The 18,024-nt window shown below is 54.3% G+C and carries 19 protein-coding genes, 1 tRNA gene and 3 pseudogenes; 18 read left to right on the forward strand and 5 right to left on the reverse strand.

The genetic code is table 11. The annotated features are described in order from the left end of the window. Window positions 1-82: 82 nt before the first annotated feature. A complete protein-coding gene (locus HCF10_RS26790; protein ID WP_027606724.1) occupies window positions 83-271 on the forward strand; it encodes a hypothetical protein in 189 nt (62 codons plus the stop codon). Window positions 272-279: 8 nt separating this feature from the next. Here the strand turns inward: HCF10_RS26790 and HCF10_RS26795 are convergent, their stop codons facing one another. Beyond that, window positions 280-660: a fe2+ zn2+ uptake regulation protein gene (locus HCF10_RS26795; RefSeq protein WP_145337761.1), complete on the reverse strand. Its 381-nt coding sequence runs from the start codon at window positions 658-660 to the stop codon at window positions 280-282. Between the two features lie 237 nt (window positions 661-897). On the opposite strand from HCF10_RS26795, the gene pvdQ reads away from it, so the two are divergent. The 15 genes and pseudogenes from pvdQ (at window position 898) to HCF10_RS26865 (ending at window position 12,909) form a co-directional block, all read left to right on the forward strand. Further along, complete coding sequence (gene pvdQ / locus HCF10_RS26800) at window positions 898-3,186, forward strand: bifunctional acylase PvdQ (protein ID WP_167656753.1); 2,289 nt, start codon at window positions 898-900, stop codon at window positions 3,184-3,186. 212 nt (window positions 3,187-3,398) lie between these two features. Then, window positions 3,399-3,472, forward strand: a tRNA-Cys gene (locus tag HCF10_RS26805). A 335-nt stretch (window positions 3,473-3,807) separates the two neighbouring features. Continuing rightward, window positions 3,808-4,839 carry a DGQHR domain-containing protein gene (locus HCF10_RS26810; RefSeq protein WP_205885891.1) on the forward strand — a complete coding sequence of 344 codons (1,032 nt, stop codon included), beginning with the start codon at window positions 3,808-3,810 and terminating at the stop codon, window positions 4,837-4,839. A gap of 5 nt (window positions 4,840-4,844) precedes the next feature. Continuing rightward, window positions 4,845-5,834, forward strand: coding sequence for a hypothetical protein (locus tag HCF10_RS26815; protein ID WP_167656754.1), 990 nt, complete (start codon window positions 4,845-4,847; stop codon window positions 5,832-5,834). Window positions 5,835-6,020: 186 nt separating this feature from the next. Continuing rightward, window positions 6,021-6,311 (forward strand): annotated as a pseudogene (locus tag HCF10_RS26820) (DNA primase); the annotation flags it as partial. Window positions 6,312-6,648: 337 nt separating this feature from the next. Continuing rightward, the gene (locus tag HCF10_RS26825) at window positions 6,649-7,113 is read left to right on the forward strand and encodes a hypothetical protein (RefSeq protein WP_167656755.1); all 465 of its coding nucleotides are present in this window, start codon (window positions 6,649-6,651) and stop codon (window positions 7,111-7,113) included. 96 nt (window positions 7,114-7,209) lie between these two features. Next, window positions 7,210-7,713: a hypothetical protein gene (locus tag HCF10_RS26830; protein WP_167656756.1), complete on the forward strand. Its 504-nt coding sequence runs from the start codon at window positions 7,210-7,212 to the stop codon at window positions 7,711-7,713. Between the two features lie 271 nt (window positions 7,714-7,984). After that, entirely contained in the window at window positions 7,985-8,350 is a 366-nt protein-coding gene (locus HCF10_RS26835; protein ID WP_056783444.1) for a putative holin, read from the forward strand. After that, entirely contained in the window at window positions 8,343-8,633 is a 291-nt protein-coding gene (locus HCF10_RS26840; RefSeq protein WP_167656757.1) for a phage holin family protein, read from the forward strand. The genes HCF10_RS26835 and HCF10_RS26840 overlap by 8 nt, the downstream gene beginning before the upstream one ends. After that, a complete protein-coding gene (locus tag HCF10_RS26845; protein ID WP_167656758.1) occupies window positions 8,633-9,001 on the forward strand; it encodes an HNH endonuclease in 369 nt (122 codons plus the stop codon). The genes HCF10_RS26840 and HCF10_RS26845 overlap by 1 nt, the downstream gene beginning before the upstream one ends. A 151-nt stretch (window positions 9,002-9,152) precedes the next feature. Then, window positions 9,153-9,686 carry a phage terminase small subunit P27 family gene (locus HCF10_RS26850; protein WP_167656759.1) on the forward strand — a complete coding sequence of 178 codons (534 nt, stop codon included), beginning with the start codon at window positions 9,153-9,155 and terminating at the stop codon, window positions 9,684-9,686. A 202-nt stretch (window positions 9,687-9,888) separates the two neighbouring features. Next, window positions 9,889-11,157: pseudogene (locus HCF10_RS32195) on the forward strand (terminase large subunit); the annotation flags it as partial. Between the two features lie 51 nt (window positions 11,158-11,208). Next, window positions 11,209-11,484 (forward strand): annotated as a pseudogene (locus HCF10_RS32200) (phage tail protein); the annotation flags it as partial. A gap of 28 nt (window positions 11,485-11,512) precedes the next feature. Then, complete coding sequence (locus HCF10_RS26860; RefSeq protein ID WP_167656760.1) at window positions 11,513-12,532, forward strand: gp53-like domain-containing protein; 1,020 nt, start codon at window positions 11,513-11,515, stop codon at window positions 12,530-12,532. A gap of 11 nt (window positions 12,533-12,543) precedes the next feature. Continuing rightward, window positions 12,544-12,909, forward strand: coding sequence for a hypothetical protein (locus HCF10_RS26865; RefSeq protein WP_167656761.1), 366 nt, complete (start codon window positions 12,544-12,546; stop codon window positions 12,907-12,909). Window positions 12,910-12,938: 29 nt separating this feature from the next. Here the strand turns inward: HCF10_RS26865 and HCF10_RS26870 are convergent, their stop codons facing one another. Next, window positions 12,939-14,066 (reverse strand): acyltransferase family protein, encoded by a 1,128-nt coding sequence (locus HCF10_RS26870; RefSeq protein WP_167656762.1) that lies wholly within the window; start codon window positions 14,064-14,066, stop codon window positions 12,939-12,941. 89 nt (window positions 14,067-14,155) lie between these two features. Then, entirely contained in the window at window positions 14,156-15,049 is an 894-nt protein-coding gene (locus tag HCF10_RS26875) for a phytanoyl-CoA dioxygenase family protein (RefSeq protein ID WP_167656763.1), read from the reverse strand. Window positions 15,050-15,250: 201 nt separating this feature from the next. On the opposite strand from HCF10_RS26875, the gene HCF10_RS26880 reads away from it, so the two are divergent. Together HCF10_RS26880 and HCF10_RS26885 are read left to right on the forward strand one after the other, a co-directional pair. Next, window positions 15,251-15,784 carry a glycoside hydrolase family 19 protein gene (locus HCF10_RS26880; protein ID WP_167656764.1) on the forward strand — a complete coding sequence of 178 codons (534 nt, stop codon included), beginning with the start codon at window positions 15,251-15,253 and terminating at the stop codon, window positions 15,782-15,784. Continuing rightward, a complete protein-coding gene (locus tag HCF10_RS26885) occupies window positions 15,781-16,296 on the forward strand; it encodes a lysis system i-spanin subunit Rz (protein WP_167656765.1) in 516 nt (171 codons plus the stop codon). Before HCF10_RS26880 ends, HCF10_RS26885 begins: the two co-directional genes overlap by 4 nt. Here the strand turns inward: HCF10_RS26885 and HCF10_RS26890 are convergent. After that, window positions 16,277-16,636, reverse strand: a complete 360-nt coding sequence (locus HCF10_RS26890; protein WP_167656766.1) for a hypothetical protein — start codon at window positions 16,634-16,636, stop codon at window positions 16,277-16,279. The two genes, HCF10_RS26885 and HCF10_RS26890, sit on opposite strands and share 20 nt — an antisense overlap. An 864-nt stretch (window positions 16,637-17,500) precedes the next feature. Then, on the reverse strand, window positions 17,501-17,758 hold the full coding sequence (locus tag HCF10_RS26895; RefSeq protein ID WP_131696165.1) for a hypothetical protein: 258 nt from the start codon (window positions 17,756-17,758) through the stop codon (window positions 17,501-17,503). Window positions 17,759-18,024 lie beyond the last annotated feature (266 nt).

The raw sequence follows: 18,024 nt of genomic DNA on the forward strand, positions 1-18,024 counted from the left end.
TCGGTGCATCCCGTCGCCCGGGTATGTGCCTGGCCTGTTCGGCGCTACACAGTGGATAACTCTTCCGGTTCAGGAACCCGTCATGACCCAAAAGCAACGCTTGAAATACTCGATTCTGATCGCCCTGGCCGTACTGGCGACGATGTTTGGCCTGTCCTACCTGCAGAACATCGGGTTTATCAGTGAGAAGACGTTCCAGACCATCGCCATTGCCGTCGCAGTGGTCGTAGTGGTGATCAACGGCATCATGCGCCGCAAGGTCAAGCTTTAAGGTCTACCTCAGCTTCGAGCGTCGAGTACCTTCGCAGCCTCTTCATGGAGGCTGTAGCTTTTATCGGCGTTGAGGGTGATCACACCCTCGCTGCACAGGCGCTTGAGCACCTCGCGCACACTCAGGAACGACAACGGGATACCCAGCTCCAGTAAATGGCTGTGCACGCCGCGCACACCCAGGGTGCGCTGGTTGTCGGCGGCGGTGAGCAAGGCGTCGATGACCTTCAGCCGAATCAGGCTGGTGCGCAGACCGAAACACTTGAGCAAATGGCGAATACGCTGGTTGCCTTGCTGTTCGGGCGTTTTCCTGAACGGTTGTGCGCCGTTGCCAAATTGAGCATCGACTGCGGATGAATGTCCGTCCGTGGGCACTTGCGGGTTGTACATGCAAAAACTCCTTATCAGAGCCTGATCAGGAAAATGATGGCGCTCTTAGTCAATAAGACGAACGAGCGAGCGAAATCATGAAGTGCAGGATGTAGAAAATTTGTCGGTATCGGTTTTGTCACATCTGCTGCGCCTTGAATAAACCCGCGCCAGGGTTAAATTTCTCCCGGTTTTTTGCGTCCTTACGGTGGGGTAGTAGCCCCCGATGAGGGTGTTCAATTTGACTGTGGAGTCTGCGTGATTATTTCCAACGGGTTGTCCAGGGTATGCGTGGCAGGGCTGTTGCTGGGGGTGAGCCTGGCTGCAACAGCACGGGAGTCGATGATGCAGGCCTCGGCGGATATCCGGCGCACTAGCTTCGGCGTGCCGCACATTCGCGCCCACGATGAGCGCGGGCTGGGTTTCGGCATCGGTTACGCGTATGCCCAGGACAATCTGTGCCTGCTGGCCAATGAAGTCGTTACCGTGAACGGCGAGCGAGCCAGGTACTTCGGTCCTGAACAGTCGACCCTGGAAGAGCGCAACAACCTGGCCAGCGATGTGTTTTTCACCTGGCTGAACACACCGGATGCCGTGGCTGCTTTCTGGAAGGCGCAGAGCCCGCAGATCCAACAGCGCATGCAAGGTTACGTGGCCGGTTACAACCGCTACCTGAGAGAGCACTGCACGCCAGCCCAGTGCCAGGCCGCCTGGGTGCGGCCGCTGATGGTTGAGGACCTGGTGAAATTGACCCGCAGGCTATTGGTGGAGGGCGGTGTCGGCCAATTCGCCGAAGCCCTGGTCGGCGCCAAGCCGCCTCAGGCAACGGCGAGTGTGCAGCCCAGCGCCAAGGCGTTTGAACTGGCCGCCGCCAATCAACAGCGCTTCAGCCTCGATCGTGGCAGCAATGCCGTGGCGGTGGGCCGCGACCGTTCGTTCAATGGCCGTGGCATGTTGCTGGCCAACCCTCATTTCCCGTGGGTGGGCGGCATGCGCTTTTATGAAATGCACCTGACCATTCCCGGCCAGCTGGATGTGATGGGCGCCGCGTTGCCCGGCCTGCCGGTGATCAATATCGGCTTCAACCAGCATGTGGCATGGACCCACACGGTGGACACGTCCAAGCATTTCACCCTGTATCGCCTGACGTTGGATCCCAAGGATTCCACGCGCTATATGCTGGATGGAAAATCCATCCCCCTGGAAAAAACCTCGGTGACGGTGCAGGTCAGGCAAGCGGACGGCAGCGTGAAACCGGTGACCCATCCGGTCTATAGCTCGCAGTTCGGACCCGTGGTGCAATGGCCCGGCAAGCTGGATTGGGACAGTCACCACGCCTTCAGCCTACGCGATGCCAACCTGGGCAACGACCGCGTGCTGCAACAGTGGTACGCAATGAACCGCGCGGCCAGCCTCAAGGACCTGCAAACCTCGGTGCACACCCTGCAAGGCATCCCGTGGGTCAATACCCTGGCCGCCGATGACCAGGGCCAGAGCCTGTACATGAACCTGTCGGTGGTGCCCAACGTCAGCGCGGCCAAACTGGCGCAATGCAGCGACCCACGTGCCGGCCTGCAGATGATCATGCTCGACGGCGCCCGCAGTGCCTGTGCCTGGGACGTCGACCCGCGAGCCGCCCAGGCCGGCATCTTCCCCGCCGACCAGTTGCCGCAACTGGAGCGTAGCGACTACGTGCAGCACTCTAACGATTCGGCGTGGCTGGCCAACCCCAAGGCACCATTGACCGGCTTCTCCCCGGTGATCAGCCAGGACCACGTCGGCCTCGGCCCGCGCGCACGCTTTGCCTTGCAACGCCTGCAATCCCTGGAGACGCAACCGATCAGCGTCACCGACCTGCAAAACATGGTCATGGACAACGAGGTCTACCTCGCCGGCCAGGTCATGCCCGACCTGCTGGCGTTCTGCGCCAAACACCTTGGCACCGACGCGGCTGCGCTCAAGCCACTGTGCACCAGCCTCAATGACTGGGACCGACGCGCCAACCTCGACAGCGGCCTGGGCCTGGTGCACTTCATCAACCTGGTTGGACACCTGCAGCAAATCCCCGATGCCTGGCGCGTCGCGTTCGACCCGGCCGAGCCCCTGACCACCCCACGCGGCCTGGCCATCGAGCGCGCCCCCGTGGCCAAGGCCCTGCGCGAAGCCATGCTGGCCTCCACCGCAGCCGTCGACACACTCGGCCTCAACGCCGACAGCAAATGGGGGGATGTCCAGGTCAGCGGCCAAACCCCGATTCACGGCGGCCCGCAGGAACTGGGGGTCTACAACGCCATGCAAACCGTGCCCCGGGCCGACGGCAAGCGTGAAGTGGTCAGCGGCAGCAGCTACCTGCAGATCGTCACCTTCGACGACCAGGGCCCACACGCCCAAGGCGTGCTCGCGTTTTCCCTGTCCAGCAACCCGGCATCCCCCTACGCCAAGGACCAGACCCAAGCGTTCTCACAGAAAAAACTCCGCCCGCTGCCGTTCACCGACGCCCAGATCAAGGCCGACCCGCAGTACCAGCAGCAGCTCATCAAGGAGTAAGGCAGGCACGCAACCCCTTGATGCCAATACGAAATATTTTTGAAATCAAGGGGTTGCAGGTAAAAGCAAATGAGTACATAATGGCGCCCATCGAACGCAACGAAGCATTAAAAACTTCAATGTATTCAATGAGTTAGAGTAGAGGCAGGGTTCTATAGCCCACTCAAGTTTTTATGCGGTGAATGTCAGCGGCAAGGGCATTGATCGTTTGAGGCCGAGTAGCAAAATGGTTATGCAGCGGATTGCAAATCCGCCTACGCCGGTTCGATTCCGACCTCGGCCTCCACTCTTAAAGCCCCGTAGATCAATGGTCTACGGGGTTTTTTTATGTCTGCGACTTACGATCCCTTCCGCAACTTTCTCAACCCCTTCCGCAACTTGCTATTTTTTGAGCCCTTTTGTGGCGCTTCCTGGATGTGAAACCAAAGAAAGGCAGGCGTTCTATTGCGGCATTGTGTGTCGTAAAAAACAATCAAGCAGCGCATAAATCTCGTTTAGAGTTTCTGAAGGTCTCGGTTGAAGACCTTCCGGTTGAGCGAATTTCCCATTCTGTCAGCTAGCGCACAAACCTCCAAAGGTGGCATGATCAAGAATTACCGACTGTAGAGGCAAAGCGGCATCATGACGACAGTTCAGAAAAGGACGCGAACTCCAGTTATCAACACTCCGGATGAGCTGCCGAAGATCGGTGAGCGAGTCCGATACTCTATGAGCTTTGTTACTCAGGGAAAGCACAGGTTTTATACGTTAACGATGCCCTCCGACGTCTTGGCAGGTTGCTGTTTTGCGACAAACCGTGAAGAGGATCCCGTTGAGGGCTTTCAGCGCGTGCTTGATAGTAAGAGAGCCCAAGAAATTGCCGATTACATGGATATGGGATTCGGAACCATACCCAGTTCAATAATCTTGTCAGCACAGGCAGATGCAGGATTGGAGGATGTGGGCAAGGGTAAGACTCTAGAGTTTACGTTCTCAAAGCATTCCTTTTTAATTATTGATGGTCAGCACCGTGTCTTTGGTTTTGCGAAAGCAAATACTAAGTTAAGGGTGCCTGTCGTAATTTACAATGGTCTCTCAAAGCAAGAAGAATCTAGGCTTTTTATTGATATTAATACAAAGCAACGTCCAGTTCCTAATGAATTGCTTTTGGATATCAAGAAGCTCGCGGACTTCGAAGATGATAAAGAGGTAGTGCTTGGTGAGTTGTTTGATACTTTCAATAGTGATATTGAGAGTCCTTTGACCGGCTTGCTAAGCTCGTCGGCAAAAGCGGCGGGGAAATTAAGTAGAGTCACCTTTTATGCAGCTGTTAAACCTATACTGTCTGCGTTTGCTACAAACTCTAGCTCTTTGATTTATCCTGCACTTAAAAGCTATATTAAAGTGTTTTATGGTGGGCTAAATACTGTAGGGGCGCGCCAATCAATTGTAAATCCAACCGTTTTTAGAGCGATTTTTGAGGTTTTTCCAGAAATTGCGCAGCGAGTAGTTGATAGACATGGTCCTCATTTCAAAGAGGAAGCTTTTCTCGATGTAATGAATAATATGTTTTCCAGAATTAAGCCTGGAACCCTTATTAAGCCTCCGCGCTCTCATAAAGAGTTGGCTATGGAGCTTTCAAAAGCTCTTAAATCAGGTTTTATTATTGGCTAAATGATATGCAAAAAGATCTGATAGCGAGCGCGTTCGCCGATGGCGTGCGCGCGAAGTGGGCTCCAAGCCTCAACAACATATGTAAGCCTGATTATAAGGGTGTCGAAGATTGGTTGCTGAGGGGGAATTACAGTTGGGTCCATTGCGCGCCTAAGGTGATTACGTTAGGTCATTCTAGACAGCACACGGGATTTACTGAAGCTCTTGCTAGTGAGGTATCGCGTTTTAGTTGTGCGGCATATGAGTCTTTGCTCGTTGCTGAACCGGGTGAACTGTTAGCTAAGTCCCTAGGATGGCAGTGTATTCGCCATTATTATGCGGCCTTTTATATTGCTCATGCTCTATTGCGTATTACAGGTTGTTCTCTGACATATGTTTCAACAGATACCACCAAAATTATGAATAAAGTTGGTGGGCAGTATTTGGGGGTTACTCCTCAAATGACAAGTGGTCTCTACTCTTTGAGGCGGGGCGAAATAGATCAGGATACTGTAATTCTTCAACAGCTTTCAACGGGGGGCGGATCGCACCAGGATATGTGGCGAGTATTTCTTCAGTTGCTGTTAAGTGTGGAGAATTCCATTGTTGGTGTTCTTGGTCAGATACCGTCCGCGATGAAGGCAGTAGAAGTATCTGGGAGATTAAGGCAGACGTTATGTAAGCAGGGGAATAATGATGGTGGTTGGACTTCATCTATCAGGAATGCAATAAATTATCGTCAAGAGTTCGGTGTTTGGTACCCATATACAAAAAAAGCTGCATATTATCAGCATGCGTCGAGCAGGCTTCGCCGGTGGAGACCAACTGATCCTAGCGGGCTTGATATAGAGCCTAGCGGTGGCGAAGTAGAGGGTTTGGCGGATGTCTGCAGTGTGCTCAGCCAATTGCTGATATGTACGCTAAAGGATATATCAGCAAGAGCGCCGGATTCTCGTGCTTGTTTTGTAGATCGGGGTGCGTTTAAGTTTCTTAGGCAGCGGTCAGTGGCGTTCTAATACTCTACGGATTATTTTCTCCATACCGCTGCTGCTCTTTTTATATGCGTGAGTGCTCCTTACTTACTTGGTAGGTTTTACAATCTCTCCGACTCGGCGATAAACCTTCTTAGTCATCTCCTCGGTACTGTGGCCGAGCAGACGACTGGCATGTGTTAGCTCGATCTCGCTGGCGGCTTTAGGGCGTATGCGATGTTCTTGGAGTGGTGCCACCGCAACAAAGAGCACGTGATGAGCCAGACGAAGTTCTCGTTGTTCATTAGCTCTGAGGTGGACAAGACCCGGGCAATCCCCTGGACCGACGGCAGCAACCGCAAGTTTGGGGCGTTCTTTTTTCCACGCGATGAGCAGGCTTCCCAGCCCCCATCACTCAGGTCAGCCGATCTGGGGAAGGCGGTAGTTGCTTGGCGGGCTGCGGCGCGCTTGGCGGGCTGGAACGTCGACAACTGGGACCACATCAAGGCGGCCGCAGCATGAGTCCGACTAAAAGTGTGTTGGGTGTGTTGGGTGTGTGTTGGGTTGGTTTTCGATACCCCACACAATTTCAAGCCTTCTATTTCGCGGCTTTCCGCCTTGTGTGTTGGGTGTGTTGGGTTTGGCGTCGCGCACGCGCATGGGCGATGTTATTTGAATCCATGGCAGCAAGATTTTTTTCTTATGCGAGAACCGTTAAACCCAACACACCCAACACACCCAACACACTCAACACATTTGATTTAAGGCTATTGAATTTAAAGGGTTTTGGGTGTGTTGGGTTTGTGTTGGGTAAGGTGTTTTTTGTGTCGGGTTTGGTTTTAAGCGGGGGCGCGGGGCGATGATTCAAGAAATGGAAACTCTGTTGAAGCATTGGGGCGAGCAAACGCGGCGCTGTGGCTCTGCCGGTGGTCTGGGCAGCCCGATGGCCACGATCATGGAATGGGGCGGGTGCGCGCCGCGTAGTACGCCTGGTTCGCGGATCCTTCTCGATGGCGGCGCTGGCATTGATTCTGTTGCGCAAGAGGTTGCGGCAGCGCTGGCCGAGGTCAGTCGCCAGGATGAGCGCGGACAGATGCTCGAGCGTCTTGCGGTACTGCGTTATACCGATGATACGGCCCCGACGTGGTTGATGCAGTTGCACTTGGTCGGGTCTCGCTCCCGCGCGAAGCAGACCTACTATGACCAGGTGCACAGTCTGCATCTGAGACTGTTGCAGGTGTTGAACCGCAGGTTGGGCACGCGGCGATCTGTAGTCACCGGGCAGAGTCGCCAACCTGACTGCAATAACCACCGCAGTACATAATTCAGTTGGCTTCGGAGTGAGGTATTCTAGGGCCTCGCTGCAGCGCTCATTCTGAGGAAGATAGCATCGCGCTCACAAATTACACGGATGGTGAACTTGACTGACCTTAACATTTTCCAAACATTTGTAGCTCTAGTGAATGGCGTTGCATGGCCGATGGTGGCGGTACTCGTTTTGGTCAATTTACGTGAACCGCTCGTAAAGCTGATGGGGGAGATCAAAACAATTAAGAGTCCCCATTTTGAGCTGGAAATGGGTGAAAAATCTGCACGTGTATTTGGCGTTGACAACCCGCCACGTGCCGTAGTGAAAAAGCTCGCTGATGAGCAAATAGTAATGTCTACCGAAGTGTCTGGATGGAAAATTAGGCTCTATGCAAATGGACAGATTGTTATTCGTTCATCAAACGTCACTGTTAAGCGGGGTAGTACGTCGCATCATTTGACATTTCCTTATTCGATGGTTAATGAAGCGACCACTGTGCAAATCATCGGGGCGATTCAAGCTCGCGTAACGATGCTCACCATAAATCAGCTCAAATTCGAATATGACTATCAGAGTGAGGATGTAAGTCTAGAGATCGTGATTTGCGGTTTGTAAGCTGAATCCCACAACCGTCGGTCCGGGAGATTTACCTCAAAGTCGCCTCAAAGCTGCGCCAAAGTTGTGTCGAGTTAGTTAACCGAAATTGCCCCCTTTTCGGTTCCGTACTCAGGGGGTAAAAAGTCCCCACGATATGGAATTTGCGCCTCGGCGCTGACCTCGCACGTGCTGTGCAGCTTTACCCGGTTTCCCTAGACCGGTCACTTAACCCCGCTTCGGCGGGGTTTTCTTTTTCTGCCCGATGGGTGTCTGCAATGGAGTTATCAGCATGGGCGAGCCAGCGAGCACGGCTGCAACTGTTGTCGTGGCCGGCGGTGCCGGTGCTGCTGTAACTGGGTTACTGACAGGTATTGATGGGCTCGCCGTGATCGGTGCTCTTGCCGGTGCCCTGGTGTTCTTCACCACCACCGAGGAGTTGCCTGTGTGGAAGCGGGTTGTCTTCCTGCTGGTCTCGTTCGTGATGGGCTATCTGTTTGCCCCGGGCATGGCTGAGCTGGAACTGTGGGGCACTCGCCCGTTCAAGTACTCCGGCCCGGCGGCGTTCGGTGCTTCGGTACTGGTGGTCACCGTTGCGCTCGCCATTATCAAACGTCGGGGTCTCGATGCTGAACAGCAGGGGAGGCAGGATGGATAGTCACCTGATGCAGGAAGTCCTAACCCAGGCCACGTTCTGGTTGTGCTTGGCGTTGTTCGTTCGCCTGTTCACCTTCCGGCGCCGTGGCGCACGCTTCCGTCGAGACATGAGCTGCCTTGCGTGGTTGGTGATGGTCGCGTCCGGTGCGGTGATCGTTTACATCGGCAAGGGTCAGTTGATCATGCCGCGCAACTCTTGGCCGCTGGTGGTGCTGCTGGCGGTGTTCGTCGGGTCGGTCTGCCAGAGTTCGGGCAACCTGGCCCGGGTGTGGAGAGTTGGCTGATGAGCAAGGTGTCGGATGATCGGCGGGGCAGCAGCACTCAGCGTGGTTACGGATACAAGTGGCAGAAGTCTCGCGACGGTCACCTGCGTGAACATCCGTATTGCACCATGTGCTCGTCGGAGCAGCGGCCCGTTGCCGCGATAATCGTCGACCACAAGATCCCGCCCAAGCTGAAAGAGGCTAAGGACAGTGGAGACCCGGTGCGGCTCAAAGCTGCATGGAAGCTGTTCTGGAATCCGGCTAACTGGGCGAGCCTCTGTAAGTTCTGCCACGACTCGACGAAGCAACGGATGGAGCGGACCGGCACGGTCCCTGGCTGCAACGCTGACGGACGTCCGGTGGATCCAGGGCATCACTGGAATCGGTGACCTCGGCCCCAAAACGCACCAAAAAAGCGCGCCCCGGAGGGTAGGGGGGGTGAAAAACCTTTTTGCGAATTTCTTCTAGACCGCTCGCCCCCCGTCGTGTGCAACGTCGGGATAAATGAGGGAGGGGGGGTATCAATAGACAGGGGTATTTATGGCCGGAAACGGAAACTCGGGTCGCCCTGGAACGCCGGCGGCGCTGAAACTGCTGCAAGGAAACCGGGGTCGTGAAAATGTCAGCGACCTGTTGGCACAAGTCGCGGCCCCGCCTGTGCCCGTTGCGGCGCCGCCAATGCCAGATGTGCTTTCTGCGGATGCGGTCGCGGAGTGGGAGCAGTTGGTTCCCGCGCTGATCTCTTTGGGCATCGTCTCCAAATTGGATTCGATGGCGCTGGCCACTTACTGCCAGGCAACCGCTGATTGGCGCCGGTACCAGCGGCTGATCACTAAGCGCAACGCCGCTTCGGAGGATGACCTGGGCGGCGACATCCAGACCTTCAAAACCGGCGCGCAGCAAATGCACGTCCTTCGCCAGCTCGCGAATGACGCCGAAAAGCGCGCCAACGCCGCCGGTGCCCAGTTCGGCCTGTCGCCTATGTCCCGGCGCAATCTGAAAACGTCGCCGGCGCCGCAAGGTGAGCTATTTCCCAATGACCAACGAGACGCCGCAGACAAGTACTTCAACTGACGATCGCGTCAGCGCGTTTGCCCTGGCGGTGTTGGCCGGCGATATTGTCGCCGGCCCCGATGTCCGCAACGCCTGCAAGCGGCACCTGCAAGACCTCAAACACGGGCCAGCGCGTGGCTTGATCTGGGATCTTGGCAAGGCCAACCGAGCCATAGGTTTTTTCGAAGAGGTGCTTTGCCTCAACGGTGGCGACTACGAAGGCATGCCGTTCCTGCTGGCCCCTTGGCAAGCCTTTGTCATCGGCAGCCTGTTCGGCTGGATGACGGTGGACGGGTTCCGCCGCTTCCGCTTGGGCTACATCGAAACCGGTAAGGGCTCGGGAAAAAGCCCGCTGGTGGCTGGTATTGGTCTGTATGGCTTGGTGTCGGATGGCGAGCAACGCGCCGAGATCTATGCTGCTGCGACCAAACGTGACCAGGCAATGATCCTGTTTCGTGATGCCGTGTCGATGGTCGACATGTCCACCAAACTCCGATCTCGCCTGGTGCAGTCGGGTCGTGACGAAAAGGTGTGGAACCTGTTCTACCCCAACACCAATTCGTTCTTCCGGCCGATCAGTGCCGACGAAGGCAAGTCAGGCCCGCGGCCTCACATCGGCCTGCTTGATGAGGTGCACGAACACAAAACCGCTGCCACCGTAAACATGATGCGCGCCGGTACCAAGAATCGACGCAAGGCCATGGTGGTGATGATCACCAACAGCGGCTCCGACAAGAAGACGGTGTGCGGTCAGTATCACGATCTGGGCGTGCGTATCTGCGCTGGCATCGAAGATGACGACAGCTTCTTTGCCTTCATCTGTTCGCTCGATGAGGGCGACGATCCTTTCAAAGACGAAAGCTGCTGGGCGAAGGTCAACCCCTCGCTCGATCACATCGCAGAAGGCCAGGCCGACGGCATCCCGGGCCGCAAGTACTTGCGAGAGCAGGTGAAGGCTGCCCGGGGGCTGCCCGCTCAAGAGTCCGTGGTGCGGCGCTTGAACTTCTGCGAGTGGACCCAGGCCGATGCCCCTTGGATTTCGTGGGCAGTTTGGAAGCAGGCGGAAGAGCGTGTGCCGATGCGGATGTTGCGCAACCGGCGCTGTGTCGGGGGTCTGGACCTGGCAAGTACCACCGACCTGACTGCGTTCGTTCTGCTTTTCTGGCCGGCGCCGCACGATCCGCACTGGCGGGTGCTGCCGTACTTCTGGATCCCGGACGACGATCTGCAAGGTCGTGAGGACCGCGACAAGGTGCCTTATGCCATGTGGGTCAAGGCCGGGCACCTTGAAACAACACCGGGGCGAGCGATCAGCAAGCTGCATGTGCTGCGGCGCCTGGTCACGATCACTGCCTACTTCGGTGTGGAGCGCATCGCATACGACCGCTGGCGGATCGAAGACTTGCTGCAACTGATGTCGGAATACGACATCACGCTGCCCGAGATGGTGGGGTTCGGTCAAGGCTTCAAGGACATGGGCCCCGCCGTGGATGAGTTTGAACGGCGTCTGTTGGGCTTGGCTCCCCAGAGCCCCGCGTACTTCATAGAGATCGCGGTAAGCCAGGGATACCCAAACGCAAATATCACCGAGCACAGAGCGCCCCGAATGGGGCGCTCTCGTTTTGGCTCCGCTCATTTCGGTACCTGGAACGCCCAGTTCATGTGGACGCTTAACACCGGAGGCCGGCATAGGCAGGGCCGCCGCTTCGGTGTCAGCTATTGGGGTGAGCGTTTCGGCACCAACCCGGGCAATGCACTGGAATGCCTAATCCGGCGGCCAGCGCCGGCACATACCGTTGTGCAAATCAATTACAACTGAGGGACAAAGCGTGGACTTTCCGAGAAGCGTGCCTAGCGTAGGTCTGGTCGATGGGAAATTTGTGGATGAGGATGTGGTGGCAGGAACACCTGGCTCGTTGATTCCTGCTCAATGGGGTAATGCGGTCAGCTATGAGTTTTTGAATGTTATTGAGTCCGCAGGCTTTGCCCCGGACGAGGACAATAACGCCCAGTTGTTGGCGGCGATCAACATTAAGATCGCTGCTTCGGTTCCAGCTTCTCCGCCGGACGCCTCGGTTGCAGTGAAAGGGCTTGTTGAGCTTGCAACGAATACAGAAACCCAAGCCGGGACAGATGCTCAGCGCGCAGTTACACCAGCCAGTCTTGCCTCAACGACCGCTACGGCCACACGCGCAGGCCTGGTGGAGCTGGCTACTGAAGCTGAAACCCAGGCAGGCACGGATGCCCAGCGGGCCGTCACGCCTGCCGGCCTTGCTTCCACAACAGCTACTGTGACTCGTGCTGGCCTTGTTGAGCTTGCTACGAACGCAGAGACCCAAGCGGGGACCGATAGTAGTCGGGCCATTACGCTAGCCGGGCTTTCGTCGCGTGTTGGCACCGAGTCGATAGCTGGCATCCTTCAACTTGCAACCCAGGCCGAGGCGGAAGCAGGTACAGAATCATCAAAGGCTATATCAGTGATTCGTGTGTGGCAGGCAATTACAAGGCGATTCGCCACACAGTCGCAGGTGAATGCAGGAACCGACGATACAACGATGGTGACGCCGCTGAAGATGCGTGCCGGATTTTCAGCCAGCATAGGGCTGAGTGGTTTTATCGCATTACCAACTTGGATGGGTGGATTAATCTTTCAGTGGATGTTTACGACAACCGCTGCGACGAACCACGTACTGACCCTGCCTCTCGCGGCGCCGACCGAACTACTTGCTGTTATTCCTACCTGTCAGGCTTCGGGCGCGGGAACCGCGAACATTGCAACATGGGACCGAGGGGCATCTACGCTTTCTTCGGTTCGGATATCGACATCCGGCAGTAACAACATCGCCATCTTTGTTATCTGTCGCTAAAGGAGTAATACATGCGCTACATCTCCCCTGACGCCGCGTTCTATGACGATGCTATTCATGCGGTCATTCCCGATGGCTCGATCGAACTCCGCGAAAAACAATATACGGATTTACTAAGCGGTCTTGCTGCCGGACGGTTAATCCAAATCATCGACGGATCACCATCCCTGATTGACCCGCCACCACCGCCTCCGCCAAGCCGCGAGCAGGTCGAAGCATGCCGCCTGCACGCATATTCCGACCCCATAACCGGAAGCGACCGTTACTTCGCCGAGGCGCAGCGAATGAGCGTCATGGGTGAATCTGGGTGGGAGTCAGTTCGTGCTGCCGGCGCTGCCAGGTTCGAAGAAATCCAGGCGCTTCATCCTTGGCCGTGATGCGCGCCTGAATAGGAAGCCAGGCCTCGTTAAGAGGCCTTTGTTAATCGTTTTACATGTCTTAATTGCTGAGATATGAATGACTCTATGAGTTTCTTGTTTTCAACTATTTTTGATAAAAATATAGAAGTGGCAATAGCGGATGCCATCGTAATTACCGAGACGAGCAGTGCGTTCGAAAGCGAGCCTATAAATAACTTCTGCGTCATTCCAACAACAAAAAGAATAATTGGGAAGTGAATTATATATAGTGTGTAAGAGAAGCTAGCTGTTGAGCTAAAAAGTGTTGTAAATTTTGCGCCTTGGCCCATGATTAGCGCAAGAAAACTTGCGAACCATAATCCAGAAACTATCATGAAGTGAGTCATTCCGTCTTGCAGAATGCTAGTGGCTGCATGCTTTTGCGCAAGCACTAGATAAATGCAATATATTGTTCCGGCTCCAAATAAAACAAAAAGAGCTGAAAAAAGATTGTTGTTCATCTGTGGCCGTTGGCGATGAATAAAAGACAATCCAAGCCCGGCGAACCATATCGGCATAAGAATAAAAAACATAGGGTTTTTATAGGTTACCGCAACTGTCAAAGCAACAACCAAAGACGCCCATATTTTATTTGATGGCCATAGAAAAATCGCAGCCGCAAGCACATAGTACCAGGCCTCAATTGACAAGCTCCATAAGGGACCATTTGCAGAGGGTGCGGGGGTCTTGAATCCATTTATGAATAATAGAGGCCCGTATATCTGCTTTGAATTTGTTGTAAATACTTCCCTGATAAAATTGACACCTGGGATATGTAAATAACTATTGGTTCCGCTTGAGAATACGTAAGGTGCCAGTATCACCAAAGCAACCATCAGAAGCATCGAAGCGATAAGTGGCGGGTATAGCCTTATGAATCTGTCTCTAGCGTACTTCAATATATTGAATTCGCCATTAGCGGAGATGTTACTAAATATTGACTTTCCAATAAGAAAGCCGCTCAACACAAAGAAAACCATAACCGAAAATTGAGTGAAAAATCCCACATATACTGAGGACTCTGGGAATGTTGGTCTCAAGAAAGCCTGGTGTGCATGACCAACAAGCACTATCAATGCGGACACGCCTCGAAGCGAGTCTAATTGTCTAGATTGAGAAGTGCTGATGCTGGTCAAAATATTTCCTCGATCACATTCGGTTTGCTTGTTTTGATTTAGGGCCTGCACACCTGCTTAAGGTTGTGCTGATTTATCTCTAGGTGTTTCTATTTGATATAAAGTCTATTTGTGTACTGGTCGAGTCCTTCTTTTGTTCCGTCTGATAGCCTTGTTGGTGAATAATCAGATAGCCCTATTGGATGTAATGAATATTGAGCTTGAAATAGCAGTCGGCGTTTTTTCTTTGGGATCTGCCCCTTGTGTAGTCCAAATGTGTTTTCTAAAAAAGCTGTACCCTTAGTTCCTGTAAAATATTTAATTCCAGTATCGCCGAATTCATTTTTAATCTCTTCGTCGGAATATCTGCGTATCGTCCTATATCCCATGTGTTTTTGGCTTTTTGGAATAAAAGCATGCGGGCCGGACTCATCATCAACATCAGTAAGATAAACAAAAAGCTTTATGAACCGCAAATCATCAACGTCGCGATGAAAACTTTCGGCGGCCTGCGGCGTGTCGTGACCTGGAATTGACCACCAAGTACTAATATTGGAGAGTGTAGCTTTCACCCCAAGCTCGGCCTCCACAATACGTAGTACCCTGTCGTCGTTTGCCCATTTTAGCGCATGTGGGGACCGCAAAATATCTTCGGTAGAGAAAGACGCTGTATGACAACTAGCTGGAGGGTATAGGGGGTCAAAGAAGCCTTCTGATTCATTATATCGGTCATTCGTTAGCTTAGTTGAAAACCAATCCACCATTTGTTCTATTTCATTGTGTGGGACTAGATCGTCCAGCATTACATACCCATTAGTCTGCAAGAGCTTTGCGTCTTTTTCGTAAGGTCCAACTGATAGATCGCTTTTTGGGAGCCTTTTGCATGCGAGTTTTGAAATAACGTCCCTGTGTAGCGGATTTGTTAATAACCGTTGACTGAAAAAGCCAAGGCGCTTCAAGGGGTATATGCGATATATAATTTTTTGAAAGATGTTCTTTGACATGCCGGTCGATCCTAGGTTGGCAATGAGTTTATGAGGTGTTAAGTCGCAAAGCATTTTTAGAATGGGAGCGAGACTGCATCAAAAAGTAAAGTTTTTCAATGATTTGCTTACTCCGGTTGCTGGATTTTCCGCCCTGCTCGGACCTCGTAAATCGGCCTCATCGCCCGCCAAGTGCGGGATTTTTTTCGCCTGGAGAAAGTCATGCCCATCACTGAGCAGCAGTTGCTGCAGATCCTCCCGAACGCCGGCCGCCAAGCCGGCGTTTTTGTTCCTATGATGAACGCCGCCATGGGCAAGTACGGGATCGTGACCAAGCTGCGTATCGCCGCATTTATCGCCCAGGTCGGGCATGAGTCTGGGCAGTTGCGCTATGTGCGCGAGATCTGGGGCCCAACAGTTCAGCAGGCCTGCTACGAGGGTCGTGCCGACCTGGGCAACACTGTGCCGGGCGATGGCTCCAAGTACAGAGGCCGGGGCCTAATCCAGATCACCGGCCGGGCGAACTACGCGGCGTGCGGTGAAGCGCTGGGCTTGGACCTGGTCAATCAACCCGCACTGCTGGAGCAGCCGCAGTACGCCGCGATGTCGGCGGCCTGGTTCTGGTCTAGCCGTGGGTTGAACACGCTGGCGGATCAGGGGCAGTTCGTGAAGATCACCAGGCGTATCAATGGTGGGCTCACCGGCCAGGACGACCGCCAGGCGCTGTACGAAAAGGCGCTGAAGGTGCTGGCATGACGCCGGTGCAGAAGCTGGCCGGCCTGGTGGTGCTGGTGTTGATGCTGATGGCTGGCGCTGCGGGCGTCACCTGGCAGGTGCAGGACTGGCGAATGGGGAAGAAGCTCGCCGAGCAGGCCGGGCTGCACAAGGACGACCTGTCGTTGATCGGTGCCGCCGCCGCCAAGCAGGCACGAGACGAAACCGACAAGCGCTTGGCCCTGGAGCAAAAGCTCGCCGGCCAAGACCAACAACACACCAAGGAATTATCCGATGTCCAGCGCAATCAGGCTCGCCTGCGTGACCAGCTTGCTACTTCTGATGTACGGCTGTCAGTCTTCCTCGCTGAGGATTCAGCCAGTGGCTGCAACGTGCCTGCCGCCACCGGCACCGTCGGCGTGGTTCATGCAGCCCGTCGAGCCCAACTTGACCCAGCGCATGCTCAACGAATTATCGCCATCACCGACACCGGCGACCAAGGATTGATCGCGCTGCGGGCGTGCCAGGCTTATGTCAGGGCTGTGGCCCCCTGAGGACGGTATGTTCCAGGAGAAGCCGCTGGTTTTCAACGCGAAGGTGTGAGTTCTGGCTGGCGATCATTTTAAGGCCCATGATCTCTTTGCTCTGCTCAGAGCTGTGCACGTTCGCAAGGCTGAGTTGTGAGGATATAGACCTGAGCTGTTCCTCCGCTGCGGCCTTCCCTGCGATCAATAGGTCGTTCATATGAACGAGGCCGGCAACGTTCGCCCGCGCCTTGGCCAGGTGGCGCTGCAAGTCGCTGATCTCGTCCTCCAGCAGGGCGCATTGGTGCTTGTACATTTCAAGCGGCGTGGAGCAGCCCAGCCACTCGCAGGTGTCTTCGTCGATGTTCATGTTGGTGCGCTCAATTACTGTATGTGAATACAGTAATTGAGGTGGGTCTCTACCGCGACATCAGGCGACGAAGCGTAGTAAATCCATTCCGCAATTGAAATCGAACCGCCCGAATCAAGCGGGCTCTGTCGGTACGTAAAATCTGGCGATGCGGAATTGTTCTAGTGTTAAGTGTTTGATAAATATAATTATATTTGTGGATTGCAAATCCGCCTACGCCGGTTCGATTCCGACCTCGGCCTCCACTCTTAGAAACCCCGTAGATTAACGTCTACGGGGTTTTTTATTGGGCGAAAGAAAGGTCCGGGCACCAACCGTTTGAGCATGCCGACCTATTTCCATCCGCATCAGCCCGTGCAGGCGCCGTTCCTCTCTCGTGAGTAAGACGTTGTGCCGTGTCCCTTCACGCGCTCGCAGGGTTTTTCGACGAGTGACGTGTCTAGATCAAGGGTTAGGAGGCTTTTAAGGTTGTCACGACCCGTGTTGGCGACTACCCTGAAAATGTTCGTATTGTTACGAACAGTTTCGGTTGTGACCGTTTTCAGGTCACGCTACTTCAGGATGAGGAACGAAAATGTTTTCACACGAAGGTCCCGCGATAGAGCTGATGCTATTCGTTTTTGGTCTGGCGATGCTGCTTTTGGTCGTTTGGTTTTTTCATCATCAATACGAGCGAAAGACGGGGAAGGGCGTAAAAAAACAACATAGTCCTGGCGATAGCCGCTCAACGTAAATCTGCGTTCGAACGACCTGTTCGAGCCAGTCGGCTGCAGCTGGCTTGCGCTATTCACCGACGTAAAGAATTGGGGGCCGACTACGATTCCGACTCGAGGCCCCCATTCTTGACCGCACTGACCTCAATTTTCAGCACTCAGTCTCGGACCTGCTGATGCGCTGCTCCTTCACTTCACCCGCGTACTTGGCCAGTTTCTCCTGCTGAGTTGTCAGCAACGTACAGACCTTCATCAACGCCACCGCTTCACTCGGCGTCCTGCTGCTGTTTGCCAGGGCTGTCAGTTCAACCACGGACCAGCCGATGACCGCCGCTGCATCTTCCAGGTCGTAAAACAATTCCTGCTGGGCAGTTCTGGGTCCGTCCAGGCCCTGTATCAACTCCTTCATTTCCGTCACTCCGGATTAACTCGCATCAATGAATTGACGTGTATCCACCCCTACACAAACCCTACCAAGACGTTACACGAAACTCGTGACGGACTTCATTGGCGGCGGTCTTACTTTACGTACACCCAACCTTGTAAAGCAGAGAGCGTTGTCATGAAGTTGAATTACCTAACCAAGGCGGCTGTTGTTGTCGCGCTGTTGTCGACCTTGTCGGGCTGCTGGATATTCATGCCGCCGGGCGGTGGCGGGGGTGGTGGCCATGGCGG

The organism is Pseudomonas sp. B14(2022) (assembly GCF_012030485.1).
Lineage (GTDB): Bacteria > Pseudomonadota > Gammaproteobacteria > Pseudomonadales > Pseudomonadaceae > Aquipseudomonas.